This window comes from Pseudomonas violetae (assembly GCF_023072615.1).
In the GTDB taxonomy this organism is placed as follows: domain Bacteria; phylum Pseudomonadota; class Gammaproteobacteria; order Pseudomonadales; family Pseudomonadaceae; genus Aquipseudomonas; species Aquipseudomonas violetae.
This window is the reverse complement of sequence record NZ_JAKNRW010000016.1, coordinates 42,556-58,502: the sequence shown is the minus strand read 5'-3', so window position 1 is coordinate 58,502 and position 15,947 is coordinate 42,556. Positions and strand designations below refer to the sequence as shown.

At 59.5% G+C, this 15,947-nt stretch carries 9 protein-coding genes; 3 read left to right on the top strand and 6 right to left on the bottom strand.

The genetic code is table 11. The features are described from left to right. Positions 1–214: 214 nt before the first annotated feature. The 3 genes from L9059_RS18380 to L9059_RS18370 form a co-directional block, all read right to left on the bottom strand. Positions 215–1,588 (bottom strand): DUF3999 domain-containing protein, encoded by a 1,374-nt coding sequence (locus L9059_RS18380; RefSeq protein ID WP_247292371.1) that lies wholly within the window; start codon positions 1,586–1,588, stop codon positions 215–217. Beyond that, positions 1,585–4,797 carry a DUF2339 domain-containing protein gene (locus L9059_RS18375; RefSeq protein WP_247292370.1) on the bottom strand — a complete coding sequence of 1,071 codons (3,213 nt, stop codon included), beginning with the start codon at positions 4,795–4,797 and terminating at the stop codon, positions 1,585–1,587. Before L9059_RS18375 ends, L9059_RS18380 begins: the two co-directional genes overlap by 4 nt. Before the next feature lie 169 nt (positions 4,798–4,966). Further along, entirely contained in the window at positions 4,967–7,417 is a 2,451-nt protein-coding gene (locus tag L9059_RS18370) for a glycogen/starch/alpha-glucan phosphorylase (RefSeq protein WP_247292369.1), read from the bottom strand. A gap of 259 nt (positions 7,418–7,676) precedes the next feature. On the opposite strand from L9059_RS18370, the gene L9059_RS18365 reads away from it, so the two are divergent. Beyond that, on the top strand, positions 7,677–8,117 hold the full coding sequence (locus L9059_RS18365) for a YkgJ family cysteine cluster protein (RefSeq protein ID WP_027922155.1): 441 nt from the start codon (positions 7,677–7,679) through the stop codon (positions 8,115–8,117). Between the two features lie 241 nt (positions 8,118–8,358). On the opposite strand, the gene ltrA is transcribed toward L9059_RS18365, so the two are convergent. The 3 genes from ltrA to thiI form a co-directional block, all read right to left on the bottom strand. Continuing rightward, positions 8,359–9,651: a group II intron reverse transcriptase/maturase gene (ltrA, locus tag L9059_RS18360; protein ID WP_247292368.1), complete on the bottom strand. Its 1,293-nt coding sequence runs from the start codon at positions 9,649–9,651 to the stop codon at positions 8,359–8,361. Positions 9,652–10,162: 511 nt separating this feature from the next. Then, the gene (gene typA, locus L9059_RS18355; protein WP_122841446.1) at positions 10,163–11,983 is read right to left on the bottom strand and encodes a translational GTPase TypA; all 1,821 of its coding nucleotides are present in this window, start codon (positions 11,981–11,983) and stop codon (positions 10,163–10,165) included. 139 nt (positions 11,984–12,122) lie between these two features. Beyond that, positions 12,123–13,577 (bottom strand): tRNA uracil 4-sulfurtransferase ThiI, encoded by a 1,455-nt coding sequence (thiI, locus tag L9059_RS18350; protein ID WP_247292367.1) that lies wholly within the window; start codon positions 13,575–13,577, stop codon positions 12,123–12,125. A 332-nt stretch (positions 13,578–13,909) separates the two neighbouring features. Here thiI and glnA point away from each other — a divergent pair, with 332 nt between their 5' ends. Together glnA and L9059_RS18340 are read left to right on the top strand one after the other, a co-directional pair. After that, positions 13,910–15,316, top strand: coding sequence for a type I glutamate--ammonia ligase (glnA, locus tag L9059_RS18345; protein ID WP_247292366.1), 1,407 nt, complete (start codon positions 13,910–13,912; stop codon positions 15,314–15,316). Positions 15,317–15,498: 182 nt separating this feature from the next. Further along, positions 15,499–15,924 (top strand): cupin domain-containing protein, encoded by a 426-nt coding sequence (locus tag L9059_RS18340; protein ID WP_247292365.1) that lies wholly within the window; start codon positions 15,499–15,501, stop codon positions 15,922–15,924. The last annotated feature ends 23 nt before the right edge of the window (positions 15,925–15,947 follow it).

The following is a 15,947-nucleotide window of genomic DNA, read 5'->3' as shown; positions in this document are numbered from 1 at the left end:
GGGGCTGGAAACCCGCGCAGTTTAACGCGAGTCGGGGCGCATTTCCTCCTATCAGACGTGAGATGCTGAATAGAGTTCATGCGCCGTGTTTAGCGTAGTTCGAAACGGGTGGGGATGTGAGCTTGGACAGGCTGGCAGTTTAGATAATTTCTTTGCCAGAAAGTCAGTCTTCGCGAGCAAGCCCGCTCACACATGGGTGCTGCGCCGGCCATTCTCAGGAGTTGGTTGGCGGTTTGCGCAGCAGGCTGAATGCCATCGCCGCTAGAAACAACACACTCAACAGCAACACCGCCCACAACCCGAACTTCTTCCAGTTGGTGGCGGCCGTGGCCGCAGTGGTGACGGTAGACATCGGCGCCACTACCGCACCGCCATCCACCGCCGCCTTGCCCAGCGCCGCCAACTGTTGCGCGCTGTAATCCGGGATCAGCGTCGACAACGGCAGGTTCGCCGCCTTCGCCGTCGCACTCCCCAGCGCCAGGGTATAAGGCCCCGCTCCGCGCGCCAGGAACACCAGTTGCGTGGCGCGCACGGCAAATGTCAGGGTTGGTGCCTGTGCGCCCAAACCACCGCCCCGCTCGTCGACGACCAGCTTCAACTGCTGCACGGTCTGCCCCGACAACTGCAATTCGTTCTGCAGCACGTCCTGGCCACTCTGGGTCAGGCGGTACAGCAAACCGCTGCTCAGCGGCTGCCAGGGCAGGCTGCTGTCCCGACGCCCGGACACAGTCACCGGCGCGAGGCTGTTGGCCTGATCCAGGCTGACCTGGATGCGCTCCACGTTCAGCGCCGTCGGCAACTGCCAGATGTACTCACCGGCCTTGGTGCTGCTGGCGCCCAACGGCTGCGACCACACCAGCGGCAGCGGCAGGCTGCGCCGGCTGGCGCTTTCCAGCTGCGCCGCGGTCAAGATGGGCGCCGCTTGCCCGGCGCTCCAGAGCAGACGCAAGTAACGCGCCGATTGCCCCGGCAACCCGACTTCATGTTGCTCCACCCGTTCGTCGGCAAAGGTCAGGCGAGCCACCTGCCCTTCTCCCCAGGATTGCCAATGCTGCAAGTCGTCGCTGGCTTCGATGGTGAAACGCTGAAAGCCGTCGCGCTCGCTGGTCCAGTCGAGGACTAACTGCTGCAGGGGTGCCTTGATTCCGCTGGCATCCAGCAACCAGCCGCGCAACACTTCTTCGCCCACTTCGAGTTGACTGGACGGTTGCACTTCCACCAGCGTGCCGTTAGCGCTCGATTGCACCTTCACGCTCGGGGCTCGCTCAGTGGAATCGGCGGAGGCGTAGAGCGGAAACCATTTCACGTCGGTCAGCACACGCTTTTCGCTGGTCGGCGCTGATTCCCGAGCCAGGGCATAGGCCTGTGGCTCGCCTGCAGCATTGAACACCCGCACATCGGCGAGATCGGTCTGCCGTGCATTCAATTGCACGTTCAAGGGTAATTCAAGGCGATACCAAGGCCCCTCGCCGCTGATCGACAACGGCACCAGGCTGCTGAACTCCGCCGGTTTTTCCTGGGCGCTGCACGACAGCGTCACGCCTAACGCAACAGTGCCCAACCAGCCCAGACTCAACTTCTGACTCAAGACGACACTCCTTCGGTTTGCGGGGCCGGTTTATCTGCCTCCGCGGCAGCTTCTGCGCGCTTAGGCGGCAACGGTGCGAAATAACCTACCACCAGCAGCAACACCCCTACGCCGATGAACGACACAATTCGCGCCAGCCCGCCACGGTTACTCAGCTCAACAAAAAACAGCTTGGCAACCACCACACCGATCAGCGCTGCGCCGATCAACCAGACCTCACGACGATGACGCAGGTGACCACCAATCATCAAGCTCAAGGCCATCAAGGTCCAGACGATCGACAGCCCAGCCTGCACCAGCATCGACCCGAGCAATGCATCCAGCTGGAACGGCACGCCCGCCCAATGATGAGCGGTACGCATCACCAACACGGTGAAGAAGGCGAAGAGCGAGACGCCTGTGATCAATTGCGCGGCCTGGTCGAAGTAATTCTTGCGGATCGCCATTTGCGCCAGTGCACTGCGCGCCCAGATGAATACGCCGAACAGCGCAAACAACAGGCCCAACTCCAGCGGATTGAGCAGCGGCACATAGGGCAAGGGGTCGGCGCTACCGTCGCTGACCAGGTTCGCCAGCCAGAACCAGCCGAGCATCAGCAACGCCAGGGGCGCGGCCGCATAGACCCGGTACTCGCGGGGATAGGCGGCCACCGGCCATGGCCAACGGCGCGGTGCCGCCATCAGCACCAGGTAGACGCTCGGCAGGATCGCCCAGCCCAGCCAGCGCCAGGCGTTGTATTGCTCGGACAACAGCAGCAAGGTGTAACGCAGCTCCAGGGCCAGCACGCCGATCAGCAGCCAGCAACCGAGCACATGGGCGATGCTCAGTGCGCGCTCGGGCACCCGCGCAGCCAGTCGCCGCAGTGAGATGAAATGCACGGCGAACACCGCGACCCACACCAGCCAGCCAAAATCGGCCGCCGGGTGAAAACGCCCATGCAAAGCGCCCAGCAGAACCAGGGCGGCAGCCGGTATCAGCGAGAGACAGAGCATCCCCAGCGCTGTCCATTGCAGGCGCATAGCAAGCACAGTCCACACCGCGACGCTCACCGCCAGGACGGCTAGCAACAACGGCGCCTGCAGGTCCACCGACGCAAAACGCAGGATTTCCATACCCCAGGCGATCGCCCACCAACCCGCGCCCCACACCAGCAGTACGGCGGACAAGCGCTTCAGGCTGAGCGCATCAAGCGCCGCAGCGTGTTTGCCGAACTGCAGGCGCCAGGCCCCGACGAACGCCGCCAGGCCCAGAACCAGCGGCGTCCAGAAACCACCGTGCGCCAGTGGCCGCAGGCCCTCGCTGGCGAACTGAGCGAAAAATCCCGCACCCGATAACGCAAACGCGGCGCCACCCAGCAACTGCACGGCAAATGCCGAGTACAGGAAGCTGCGTGACTGCAGGTGCAGGCCAACAAACAAGGTCGCCAGGCCAGCCAGCGCCCAACTGATCGCAGTGCCTTGGGCGAGGAAAAACAGCGGCGCCAACAGATAGAGGCAGATCAGGCCCAGGCACGCCAGCACCGGGAGTCCCTGGCGTTCCCAAGGCGAAGTGTGCGCAGCAGAGGCTGTGCGCAATTGATGAAAGCTGAACAACAGCGCGACGCCAAGCATCAAGGCGCCCAGCGCAGCGCCCTCGAGCAAGCTGCTGTCACCGAACCGCAGCTCACTGAAAAATATCAGCACCGAACCCAACTGCAAGAGCAAGGCAAAGGCACGGGCCAACGTTCGCTGCTGACGCAGGCCAAGCCAGAGAATGCCAGCACCCTCAATAGCCCAGGCCGCAGACGTCCAGCGAGCATCCAGCCCCAGTGGAATCGCCAGGCTGGCGAAGATCACGCCAAGTGCCAGGCAGGTTTCCGCCAACAGCAGCGCCCGGCCTCCCATCAGCCAGCGCGCCAGGACCATGTAGATCATCCCCAATGCCAGGGCACTGAACGCAGCGGCCAATTCCAAATGTTGGACCAGCACGAACTGCAGGCCAAAGCCCACCAGCGGCGGCCCGAACAGCAGGGAGCCGTCGACGTAATCGCCCTTGCGCGCCGACCAACGCAGCAGTGCCTCCCGACTGTCATCCTCGGGGGTGTCGCTCATTTCGAGCAATTTGCGTCGGGCGAACAGCAGGCCGATGGCCAGGTACATGAGGAAGAACAGGATCAGGAACGGCTCGGTACTCCACAGCAGTTCCGGCGTATAGGAACGCAAGCCCCAGGTGAAGCCGATGCCGAAAGTGCCAACGAAGCCGATCACGTTGAGTAACCGCCAGGCCTTGAACCAGGCGATGGCCAGGATGCCGGCATTGAGCAGCGCGAAATAGCTGAACAGAGCAACGTGGCTCCCAGCGCCAGTCGAGGTCAGGAGTGGCGCAGCAAACCCGCCCAGTGCCGCAGCGGCGGCCAGGCCCAGGGAATTCTGCTTGATGGCGAGGATGGCGGAAAAAACCGTGACTGCCACCAGCAAGCCCAGGGCTGCCGCCGGATCTAGCAGCGGATGCAGACGCATCGCGGCGAACACGGTGAGGTACAGCACCCCGATCCCGGCACCTTGCAAAATCAGCGCGTAGTCATTGTTGCGGTTGCGCAGCCACCAACCGAGGCCCAGCAGGCCCAACGCAGCCGCTGCCACCCCGGCGTACCGCAGCTCGATAGGCACCACCATGCCTTCAGTGGCGTACCGCAGCAGGAACGCCAGCCCGAGGAACAACAGCACCACGCCGACTCGCAACACGGTGTTGCCGCCGAATAACCAGGCACGGGCGCCATCGATCGCCCGTTCGATGAAATTGGGACCGCGTGGAATCGCCGGTTCCAGGGGTTCGCCGATGACCGGTTCGGCCCTCCAGGCATCGACAGGCGGCGAGCGACTGGCTTCCGAGGCGGCGGTAACTGGTTCGAGTTCGGGTGGAAGCTCCCAGACAAGTTCCGGTGCTTCAACAGGGATATCGTCAAGAATGAAATCAGGAGCAGGCTCAGCTGCCTGCGGTGCCTTGGTGCCCGAGGTTTCGAGCGAGGCCAGGCGTTGCTGCAGCGCCATCAGGTCGACTTGCGCCTTCTGTAGCAGCAACTGTTGCGCGGCGGCTTGCGAGTCCAGGCGGCTGATGCGAATGGCCTGACCGACACCCAGGCCGAGCAACGCGCCCAACAGCGCATCGCCGAACGACTCGTCGAGCACCCAGCCGAGCACCAGCCCTATGAGCATGAAAATCCATTGCATGGTCGATATCCCTAAGCGCAGTGGCCAATCCGGGAAGATTAGCGCAGCCCGACATGAAAAGATCGCAGCCTTCGACAGCGCCTACAAAAGCGCAATAATGCGCAATCCTGCAGGAGCTGCCGAAGGCTGCGATCTTTCCGGCCGCCAGTATATCGAGCCGGGCGGGGACTTACTCCAACGCTTTCCAGATATCCGTGGCGTACTCGCGAATCGTCCGGTCGGAAGAGAACCAGCCCATCCGCGAGGTGTTCAACACCGCCGAGCGCCACCATTCGTTCGAATCGTGCCAATGCGCTTCGACCCGCATCTGCGCATCCCAATAAGAGTCGAAATCGGCGCAGACCAGGAAGCGGTCATAGTCGATCAGCGAATCAATAAAACCCGCAAAACGGGATGGATCATCCGGCGAGAACACCCCACCCCGAATTGCCTGCAGCACATCGTTGAGTCGATGGGATGCAGCGATGTCCGGTGTCGCATTGAACTCGTGATTCTGCTTGCGCGCTTCAACCTGCTGGGCGCTCAAGCCGAAGATGAACATGTGTTCGGCACCGATGCGCTCGCACATTTCAACGTTGGCGCCATCGAGGGTGCCGATGGTCAGCGCGCCGTTCAGGCCGAACTTCATGTTGCTGGTACCCGACGCCTCGAAGCCGGCGGTGGAGATCTGCTCCGACAAGTCCGCCGCCGGAATGATGCTTTCCGCCAGGCTGACGTTGTAGTTGGGCAGGAACACCACCTTGAGCAGACCGCGTACAGTCGGATCGTTGTTGACCACACGGGCGATGTCGTTGGTCAGTTTGATGATCAACTTGGCCTGGTGATAACTGGCGGCTGCCTTGCCGGCGAAAATTTTCACCCGAGGTACCCAGTCGATTTCCGGCTCGGCGCGAATCGCCTGATAAAGCGCCACGGTGTGTAGCAAGTTGAGCAGTTGGCGTTTGTATTCGTGGATCCGCTTGACCTGCACGTCGAACATCGCCGCCGGGTTGACTGCTACACCCAGGCGCTCGTGAATGATGTAGGCCAGGGCTTTCTTGCTGTGCAGGCGCTGCTCGGCGAAGGCCTTGCGAAAAGCCGGCTTCTCGGCGAAGGGCTCAAGATCCAGCAACCGCTCCTCGGCGTTGTCCAGCAGGTCCGGACCGAGCGCATCGACCAGCATCGAGGTCAGCTCGGAGTTGGCCTGGTACAGCCAGCGGCGGAAGGTGATGCCGTTGGTCTTGTTGTTGATCCGGTCCGGGTAGAGTTTATGCAATTCGGAAAAAACCGTTTTGCGCATCAGCTGAGTGTGCAACCCGGACACCCCGTTGACGCTGTGCGAGCCGAGGAACGCCAGGTTGCCCATACGCACGCGACGACCGTTGTCTTCCTCGATCAGCGACACCGCGCGCAGCACGTCGAAGTCGTGAATACCCTTGGCCCGCAGCGAGTCGATGTGCTGGGCGTTGATCTGGTAGATGATTTGCATGTGCCGCGGCAACATGCGCTCCATCAGGCCAACCGGCCAGGTTTCCAGCGCCTCGGGCAGCAGCGTGTGGTTGGTGTACGAGAGCGTATCGACCGTGACCTGCCACGCGGCATCCCATGCCACGTCATAGACGTCGACCAGTTGGCGCATCAGCTCGGCTACAGCGATCGATGGGTGTGTATCGTTGAGCTGGATCGCTGCGTGGTCGCCCAGGGTCAACACCGAGGTGTGCATGTTGCGGTGGCGGCGCAGCAGATCCTGCAAGGAGGCGGCAACGAAAAAGTATTCCTGGCGCAAGCGCAGTTCCTGGCCAGCTTCGGTGCTGTCCGCCGGGTAAAGCACTCGTGAAATACTTTCGGCCCGGGCAACCTCGGCAACGGCGCCCAGGTGGTCACCCGCATTAAAGCGCTCCAGGTGTAGATCTTCCATGGCGCGGGCGCGCCACAGCCGCAGCGTGTTGACGCTCGCCCCGCGCCAGCCGACAACCGGAGTGTCGTAGGCGATGGCGCGAACGGTTTCCGCCGGGGTCCAGACCTGCTTGGACTTGCCATACTCGTCAGTCACTGTCTCGACACTGCCACCAAAGCCGATCGGGTAAACCACTTCCGGGCGCTCGAACTCCCATGGGTTACCGAAGTCCAGCCAGTGTTCGGTCTGCTCCTGCTGCCAACCATCGACGATGGCTTGGCGGAACAAGCCGTGCTCGTAACGAATACCGTAGCCATGGCCGGCGATGCCGAGGGTCGACATGCTTTCCATGAAGCACGCCGCCAGGCGCCCGAGGCCGCCGTTGCCCAGCGCCGCATCAGGCTCCAGCAGACGGATGCGCTCAAGGTCGACCCCCAGCTCGGTCAGCGCTTCGCGGGCGACATCGAGCAGGCCGAGATTGCTCAGGCTGTCATAGAGCAGCCGGCCGATGAGGAATTCCAGCGAGAGGTAATAAACGCGCTTCTGGCCTTTACGGTAGATCTGCCGGGTGTGATCCATCCAGTGCTCGACCATGTGATCGCGCGCCGCCAGGGCAATGGCTTCGAACCAGTCGTGGTCGAAGGCGTGATCCGGGTCCTTGCCCACCGCGTAGGTGAGCTTGGTCAAGACGGCATCGCGGAATGCGGCCACCTCTGCTTCGCGAACAAGTGGTTCTTGAGTCATCGATAAGACCTCGAGCGAGCGTGGAATAGTTGAGCCTAGACGGTCTGACAGGCCATGGAGAGTCTGGTTCGGCAGTATTTCCCGTTAGTGCGAGATAGGTCGACATTACCTTGTCGTATACCGCAAAGAATGCAGGGCTCGTGCCGGATTACCAAAGCCGATGAGCCATGCAGGAAAAAATCTGGCGAAAGGTTGTTCAAAATTCCACCAGTCCCGGTATGATCGCGCGCCCTGATGCACACGCTGGTAACAACCCATGATGAAACCCAACCTGATCGCCGCTGCGGAGATCGATCGCCTCGATACCTGGGCCAAGTATTCTGCACCTATGTGCGGCTCTTGTGTGTCCAGCTGCTGCACCCTGCCGGTCGAGGTCAAGATCAAGGACCTGATCCGGATCGGAATCGTCGACGAATTCGAGCGCGGCGAGCCGGCGAAGAACATTGCCAAGCGTTTGCAGAAGGAAGGGATCGTCGAGCGTTACAGCCAGAAGACTGAGATCTTTACCCTCCAACGCATGAGCAACAACGATTGCCTGTACCTGGATCGTAAGAGCCGTCTGTGCACTATTTATGAAAAGCGCCCGGATACTTGCCGCAATCACCCCAAGATCGGGCCGCGGCCGGGGTATTGCGCTTACAAGCCCAAGGAAGTGGCGCGCGAGACCAGCAGCTCGCGCCGTACCCTCGAAAAATTCTGATCCGGAATCTCGCTGCCTGACCGGGCCTCATCGCTGGCAAGCCGGCTCCCACAGTAATTACAGTGTTCATAGAATGTGTGTTCGACGCTGAGCACTGTGGGAGCTGGCTTGCCAGCGATGGCATCGGCCCTGACAACATCGAAACCCCGGACAATCGGCATAGGGGGCAGCCTTCATAGGCCGCTCCCCTGCCACACCACCCGGCATGCGGGTCCGCACCGGGCGGTTCGAGAGATTGAGGTTATGAGAGTCGCACCAGACCCAGTCTGTCAAACCACGCCACATCCAGCACCCGATTGAGCTCAAAGCGGCTGTTACGCCACCGACTATAAGAATTGGCCGCCACTTTTCGTGCCGATTGGCTGCTAGCTCCCAACGCTCTCAGTTCGCGGTAAATCGTCGGACCACGCCTCCATTGCTTAAGCTGGATCGCTCGCAATCGGTGTCGCATCCACTCGTCCAGCCCTCGCCAGACTTTCGGCGTTTGTGACAACCCAAAGTAGGTTTTCCAGCCCAAGAGATAAGGGCGTAGATTCTCGACAACTTGTCGCATACTGCGACCGCCTGAGCAACCGGTGAGTTCGCGTATCCGTTGCTTGAACTGCTTGCGCGCCTTGACCGCTACGGCTCTTTTGACACCTTGTGGAGATGCCCAGAAGGCGTATCCAAGAAATTTGCGACCAAATGCACTCGCCACCGCACTCTTGCTCTCGTTGAAACTCAAGTGCAGCTTTTCATACAGACGCTTCAGCAAAGCCATCACCCGCTGCCCAGCCCTGCGGCTGCGAACATAGACATTCGCATCGTCGGCATAGCGCACGAAGCAATGACCTCGACGCTCAAGCTCTCGATCCACTTCGTCCCGCAGCACATTCGCCAGCAACGGCGACAGTGGGCCGCCTTGCGGCGCCCCGCAGCGGCTTTTCTCGACCACGCCGTTGATCAGCGTTCCCGCATCCAGATACGCCCGAATCAGCCGGATAACCGCCCGATCCGCAACCCGTTTGCGTAACCGATCGATCAACATATCGTGATCGACCCGGTCGAAGAACTTCTCTAAATCAACGTCCACCAACACTCTGCGCCCTGAAGACACATGGCGCTGGGCCGCCAAAACGGCGTCCTGTGCGCAGCGTCCCGGGCGAAAGCCGTAGCTGTGCTCACTGAAAGTCGGATCGAGTAGTGGCTGCAAGACTTGCAGCAACGCTTGTTGGATCAAGCGGTCGGTGACCGTCGGAATTCCCAACTCGCGCTCACCGCCGTCAGGCTTGGGAATGACTACGCGCTTTACCGGACTGGGCCGGTAGGTGCCTGAAAGAAGCTGTTCACGAATCTTTGGCCACTGGCTCAGAAGGTGTTCGGCGGTCTGTTCAATATCCAGACCATCGACTCCCGCTGCACCTTTGTTGGCCTTGACCCGCTTCCATGCCCGCTTCAGGTTTTCTCTCGCAAAGGACCGTTCCAGCAGCCCTTGCCCTGCGTTATCGGATTCATTTTGCGGGCGATTGACCTCGTCGCTGACGGGATTACTCACGGCTTCACCGCTCGCTGTCTCCGTCCGCCCCGCGTTTGGCAGGCATCTGACTTCCGATCTTTCGCATCAACATGGCCTATAACGCTTTCTCTCGTTCGGCCCTTCGTCTAAAAAAAAAGACTACTACGGCCTCTGCTGACTTCTCGCTCCGGCTGGCACCGTCGTCCTTTCAGGCATAAGGCGAGATCTCCCCAGGTAAGAACGCAATCCTTCACCGCACAACCGCCGGATTTACGTAGCCTGACCCTTGACCACAAGAGCTTCGCGAATTGCTGCTCGCTCGCCCTGGTCGGCTTCGCCTTGTATCCGATTCTTGTCCATCGGCTCACGGTTTCGATTCACGCTTCCTCCCCACACTCGGTCGCCCTCATGCAGTTGCGCTTCACTTCGTTCGCTGTGGTCAGCTTACGGCGGGACTTGCACCCGCAAGATTGCGCCCATGCTGGGCGCACAACAAAAACGCCCCCGATCTCGCGATCGGGGGCGTTTTTTTTCCAGCTAACTAAATGACTTAGTTACCGGACTTCTTGGCAGCGCGGGTACGCTCGCTTTCGCCCAAGATCTTCTTACGAAGACGGATGGACTTAGGAGTGACTTCGCACAGTTCGTCTTCTTGCACGAACTCAAGCGCTTGTTCCAGGGTGAAACGGATAGGCGGAACCAAAGCGATGGTTTCGTCTTTACCCGAGGCACGCATGTTGTCGAGCTTCTTGCCTTTGGTTGGGTTCACGCCCAGGTCGTTGTCGCGGCTGTTGATGCCGACGATTTGACCTTCGTACACGTCTTCGCCGTGGCCCAGGAACAGTTTGCCGCGAGCTTGCAGGGTTTCCAGCGAGTAAGTCAGAGCCTTACCGGTAGCAACCGAAACCAGCACGCCGTTCTGACGGCCGGACATGTCGCCGGACTTCATCACGTCGTAACGGTCGAAGATCGAGGTCAGGATGCCTGCACCGGAGGTCAGGGTCAGGAACTCGTTACGGAAACCGATCAGGCCACGTGCCGGAATGTTGTACTCAAGGCGCACACGGCCCTTACCATCCGGAACCATGTTAGTCAGGTCGCCTTTACGGATACCGATCTGTTCCATGATCGAACCTTGCGATTCTTCTGGCAGGTCGATGGTCACGTTTTCGTACGGTTCGTGCTTGACGCCGTCAACCATGCGGATGATCACTTCCGGACGACCAACACCCATTTCGAAGCCTTCGCGACGCATGGTTTCGATCAGTACCGACAAGTGCAGCTCGCCACGACCGGAGACTTTGAACTTGTCAGCGGTGTCGCCTTCTTCAACGCGCAGGGCAACGTTGTAGAGCAGTTCTTTGTCCAGACGTTCTTTGATGTTACGGCTGGTGACGAACTTGCCTTCACGGCCGCAGAACGGCGAGTCGTTAACCTGGAAGGTCATCGAAACGGTTGGTTCGTCAACGGTCAGCGGCTTCATCGCTTCAACGTTCTGTGGGTCGCACAGGGTGTCGGAGATGAACAGCGACTCGAAGCCGCTGATGCAGACGATGTCGCCGGCAGCTGCTTCTTCAACGTCAATACGGTGCAGACCGTGGTGACCCATCAGCTTCAGGATACGGCCGTTACGGCGTTTGCCGTCAGCGTCGATCGCAACAACCTGGGTGTTCGGCTTGACGCGACCACGAGCGATACGGCCAACGCCGATAATGCCCAGGAAGCTGTTGTAGTCCAGTGCCGAGATTTGCATCTGGAACGGGCCGTCACGGTCAACTTTCGGTGCTGGTACGTTGTCGACGATCGACTGGTACAGCGGGGTCATGTCTTCAGCCATGTCGGTGTGATCCAGACCGGCAATGCCGTTCAGGGCCGAGGCGTACACGACTTTGAAGTCCAGTTGTTCTTCGGTAGCACCGAGGTTGTCGAACAGATCGAAGATCTGGTCCAGAACCCAGTCCGGACGTGCGCCTGGACGGTCAACCTTGTTGATCACCACGATTGGACGCAGGCCGGCTTCGAAAGCCTTCTTGGTCACGAAACGGGTTTGCGGCATAGGGCCGTCTTGAGCGTCAACCAGCAGCAGAACGGAGTCAACCATCGACATTACACGTTCAACTTCGCCGCCGAAGTCGGCGTGGCCCGGGGTGTCCACGATGTTGATGTGGTAGCCGTTCCAGTTGATGGCGGTGTTTTTCGCCAGAATGGTAATACCGCGCTCTTTCTCCTGGTCGTTGGAGTCCATCACGCGCTCGTCGTTGAGCTCGTTGCGCTCCAGGGTGCCGGATTGACGCAAGAGTTTGTCTACCAGGGTGGTTTTACCATGGTCAACGTGAGCAATGATGGCGATGTTGCGTAGATTTTCGATCACTTGTGTATCTCGATCAGAGGATTCGGTGTGCTGACAAGTCTTGGCAGCGATTAACAGTAGAGTCAGGCCTTGCCGTTACAGCTTGACGGCAGAGTCGGGGGGCCGGTGACGCAGGCCACAGGCAAACAGCCCCGGGCTCTTAGCTCGGTCGATAAACGCGCACATTGGCATGCCCCTCACTGAGCAAATGGTGGGCATGCAGGCGACTCATCACGCCTTTGTCGCAATACAGCAGGTACTGGCGAGTAGGGTCCAGTTCCTTGAAACGAGCGTTCAATGCATAAAACGGCATCGTTTGTACCTCAATGCCCGCGAGCTCCAACGGATCGTCTTCAGCGGCATCCGGATGACGGATGTCGATGACGATCTGACCCGCCAGAGCTTCGCCGACTTCTTCGATTTGCAAGTCCTGGCCCAATTCGTCGATTACGCGATCGATCGGTACCAGCTTGGCGTTCTCAAGCGCACGCTCGAGAACCGCCATGTCGAATTCTTTCTCTTCGTGCTCCACGCGCGGGCGCTTGGCGTGGGTCTTGGGGTTCACCGAGATGACCCCGCAATATTCCGGCATGTGCTTGGCGAAATCAGCCGTGCCGATTTCGCTGGCCAGATCGATGATGTCCTGCTTGTGGCTGGCGATCAGCGGTCGCAAGACCAGCTTGTCAGTCACGCAGTCGATCACGGACAGATTCGGCAACGTCTGGCTCGACACCTGGGAAATCGCTTCACCGGTGACCAGTGCATCGATCTCCAGTCGATCGGCAATACGGGAAGCAGCGCGCAACATCATACGCTTCAAAACTACGCCCATATGACTGTTATCGACTTTCCCGAGAATTTCTCCCAGGACTTCTTCGAACGGCACACTGACAAATAACACGCGTTGGGAGCTGCCGTACTTCTTCCAGATGAAGTGCGCGACTTCCATCACGCCCAGTTCATGGGCCCGCCCGCCCAGGTTGAAGAAGCAGAAATGGCTCATCAGCCCGCGGCGCATGATCTGGTAAGCGGCGACAGTGGAATCGAAGCCACCGGACATCAGCACAAGCGTCTGTTCCAGGGCACCCAGCGGATAACCGCCGATGCTGTTGTGCTGGTTGTGGATGACGAACAACCGTCTGTCGCGAATTTCGATACGAACTTCAATTTGCGGCTCTTTCAGCGAGATTCCGGCAGCGCCGCACTGACGACGCAGTTGGCTACCGACGTATTTCTCGACATCCATCGAGCTGAATTCATGTTTGCCGGCGCGCTTGCAGCGCACCGAAAAAATCTTCCCGGCCAGGGATTCACCGAAGTGCAGCTTGCACTTGGCAACGATGTCGTCAAAGTCACCCAGAGGGTACTCGTCGACCTGCAGGAAATGCGCGATGCCCGGCATGCAGCTCAGGCGTTCAGTCATCTCCTTCAGGGCCTTGGGCTCGCTCACGCGGGTTTCCAGCTCGAGATTGTCCCACACACCGTTCACCACCACGGCCGGATCCAGGTCGCGGAGCACGGTGCGGATATTCTTGGCCAACTGGCGGATGAAACGCATCCGTACCGGGCGGCTCTTGATGGTGATCTCGGGGAAGACTTTTACGATTAGTTTCATGAAAACAGCGCGTGCTGGGCCAGCCGAAAAAGGGGGGCGCGGATTATAGCGGAAATTGCTCAAGGTTTAACCAGTTAATATGCAGAAGGTTTCGCTCGCACCAAAACAGGTCATTTTCGTGATGGAGCGCCACATAACGGGGCGCGAATTTACGTTTTAGAGCCCTATGCTGTTATATAAGCGTGAATTTGGGGCGAAAAACCCATGCTGGGGCACTGGCATGCAATTTGCTCCCTTGTGAGGCAGGTTGCCTTGGCAGAGTATTCGCGCCGGCATCACCCACATTCCAAGGGCCATCCACTACCAAAGCCCGAAGCCACCCGGAGGACACTATGTCGAAGTCGGTTCAACTCATCAAAGATCATGACGTCAAGTGGATTGATCTGCGCTTCACGGACACCAAAGGCACTCAGCATCACGTGACCATGCCGGCTCGCGACGCGCTGGATGAAGCTTTCTTCGAAGAAGGCAAAATGTTCGACGGTTCCTCCATCGCTGGCTGGAAAGGCATCGAAGCCTCCGACATGATCCTGCTGCCGGACGACAGCACTGCCGTCCTCGACCCGTTCACCGAAGACCCAACGCTGATTCTGGTCTGCAACGTGATCGACCCTTCGACCATGCAAGGCTATGACCGCGACCCACGCGCCATCGCCCACCGCGCCGAGGAATACCTGAAGTCGACCGGTATCGGCGATACCGTATTCGTTGGCCCGGAACCAGAGTTCTTCATCTTCGATCAAGTGAAGTTCAAGTCCGACATCTCCGGCTCGATGTTCAAGATTTTCTCCGAGCAGGGTTCTTGGATGTCCGACCAGGACATCGAAGGCGGCAACCATGGCCACCGCCCAGGTATCAAAGGCGGCTACTTCCCGGTTCCACCGTTTGACCACGACCACGAAATCCGTACCTCCATGTGCAACGCCATGGAAGAAATGGGCCTGGTCATCGAAGTTCACCACCACGAAGTGGCGACTGCCGGCCAGAACGAAATCGGTGTGAAGTTCAACACCCTGGTAGCCAAGGCTGACGAAGTTCAGACCCTCAAATACTGCGTACACAACGTTGCAGTCGCTTACGGCCGCACCGCGACCTTCATGCCTAAGCCACTGTACGGCGATAACGGCTCGGGTATGCACGTTCACCTGTCCATCGCCAAAGATGGCAAGAACACCTTCGCTGGCGAAGGTTATGCCGGCCTGTCCGACACCGCCCTGTACTTCATCGGCGGCATCATCAAGCACGGTAAGGCCCTGAACGGCTTCACCAACCCGTCGACCAACTCCTACAAGCGCCTGGTCCCTGGCTTCGAAGCTCCGGTAATGCTGGCCTACTCGGCTCGCAACCGTTCCGCTTCGATCCGTATTCCTTACGTGTCGAGCCCACGCGCTCGCCGTATCGAAGCCCGCTTCCCGGATCCAGCAGCCAACCCGTACCTGGGCTTCGCTGCACTGCTGATGGCTGGCCTGGACGGCATCCAGAACAAGATCCACCCTGGCGACGCAGCTGACAAAAACCTGTACGACCTGCCGCCTGAAGAGGCGAAAGAGATCCCACAAGTTTGCGGCAGCCTGAAAGAAGCCCTGGAAGAGCTGGACAAAGGTCGTGCGTTCCTGACCAAAGGCGGCGTGTTCTCCGACGACTTCATCGACGCTTACATCGCGCTGAAAAGCGAAGAAGAAATCAAGGTCCGCACCTTCGTACACCCACTGGAATACGAGCTGTACTACAGCTGCTGATCTGGTAGCGCCGGCACCCGCGGCGTGACAAAAAAGAGGCTTCCTACGGGAGGCCTTTTTTGTAGCCGATTTCCGACGAAAGACTCCGCAATTTCCTGCGATACCCCCGGCACCGTCCGGCATCAATGCTTTTAACTTGCTCGTAGCCTACATCGCCTGACCGACCCTCAAAGGATGGAACGATGAAGACCCGCGCACTCACCTCCCTGCTTGTAACGACTCTGGCCGTTGTCATCTTGCCCGGTTGCAGCCAGGAGCCCGCACCGACCGCAATCGAACGCAAAGTACTGTTGCAGGGCAGCACTTCCTGGGACGGCACGTCGTACACTCGCTATCCCGATGCCGTACCTGAACTGTCTCTGCTCAAACTCAAGATACCGGCCAACACCGAACTCAACTGGCACAAGCATCCAACACCCAACGCAGCGTACATCCTCTCCGGGGAGCTGACGGTGGAAAGCCGGGACAGTGGCCAGGTTCGCAGCTTCAAACAGGGCGAGGCGCTGGCGGAAATGGTCGATATCATTCACCGCGGCAAAACCGGTGACAAGCCAGTGGAACTGATAGTGTTCTATGCTGGCAGCCAAGGTATTCCGCTGTCGGAGTAACCCAACTGCCACAGGAAACCTGC

Excerpts from the sequence above, each read along its gene's own strand:
- L9059_RS18375 (WP_247292370.1), bottom strand. The coding sequence starts at position 4,797 with ATGCAATGGATTTTCATGCTCATAGGGCTGGTGCTCGGCTGGGTGCTC.
- L9059_RS18370 (WP_247292369.1), bottom strand. The coding sequence starts at position 7,417 with ATGACTCAAGAACCACTTGTTCGCGAAGCAGAGGTGGCCGCATTCCGC.
- L9059_RS18365 (WP_027922155.1), top strand. The coding sequence starts at position 7,677 with ATGAAACCCAACCTGATCGCCGCTGCGGAGATCGATCGCCTCGATACC.
- thiI (WP_247292367.1), bottom strand. The coding sequence starts at position 13,577 with ATGAAACTAATCGTAAAAGTCTTCCCCGAGATCACCATCAAGAGCCGC.
- glnA (WP_247292366.1), top strand. The coding sequence starts at position 13,910 with ATGTCGAAGTCGGTTCAACTCATCAAAGATCATGACGTCAAGTGGATT.
- L9059_RS18340 (WP_247292365.1), top strand. The coding sequence starts at position 15,499 with ATGAAGACCCGCGCACTCACCTCCCTGCTTGTAACGACTCTGGCCGTT.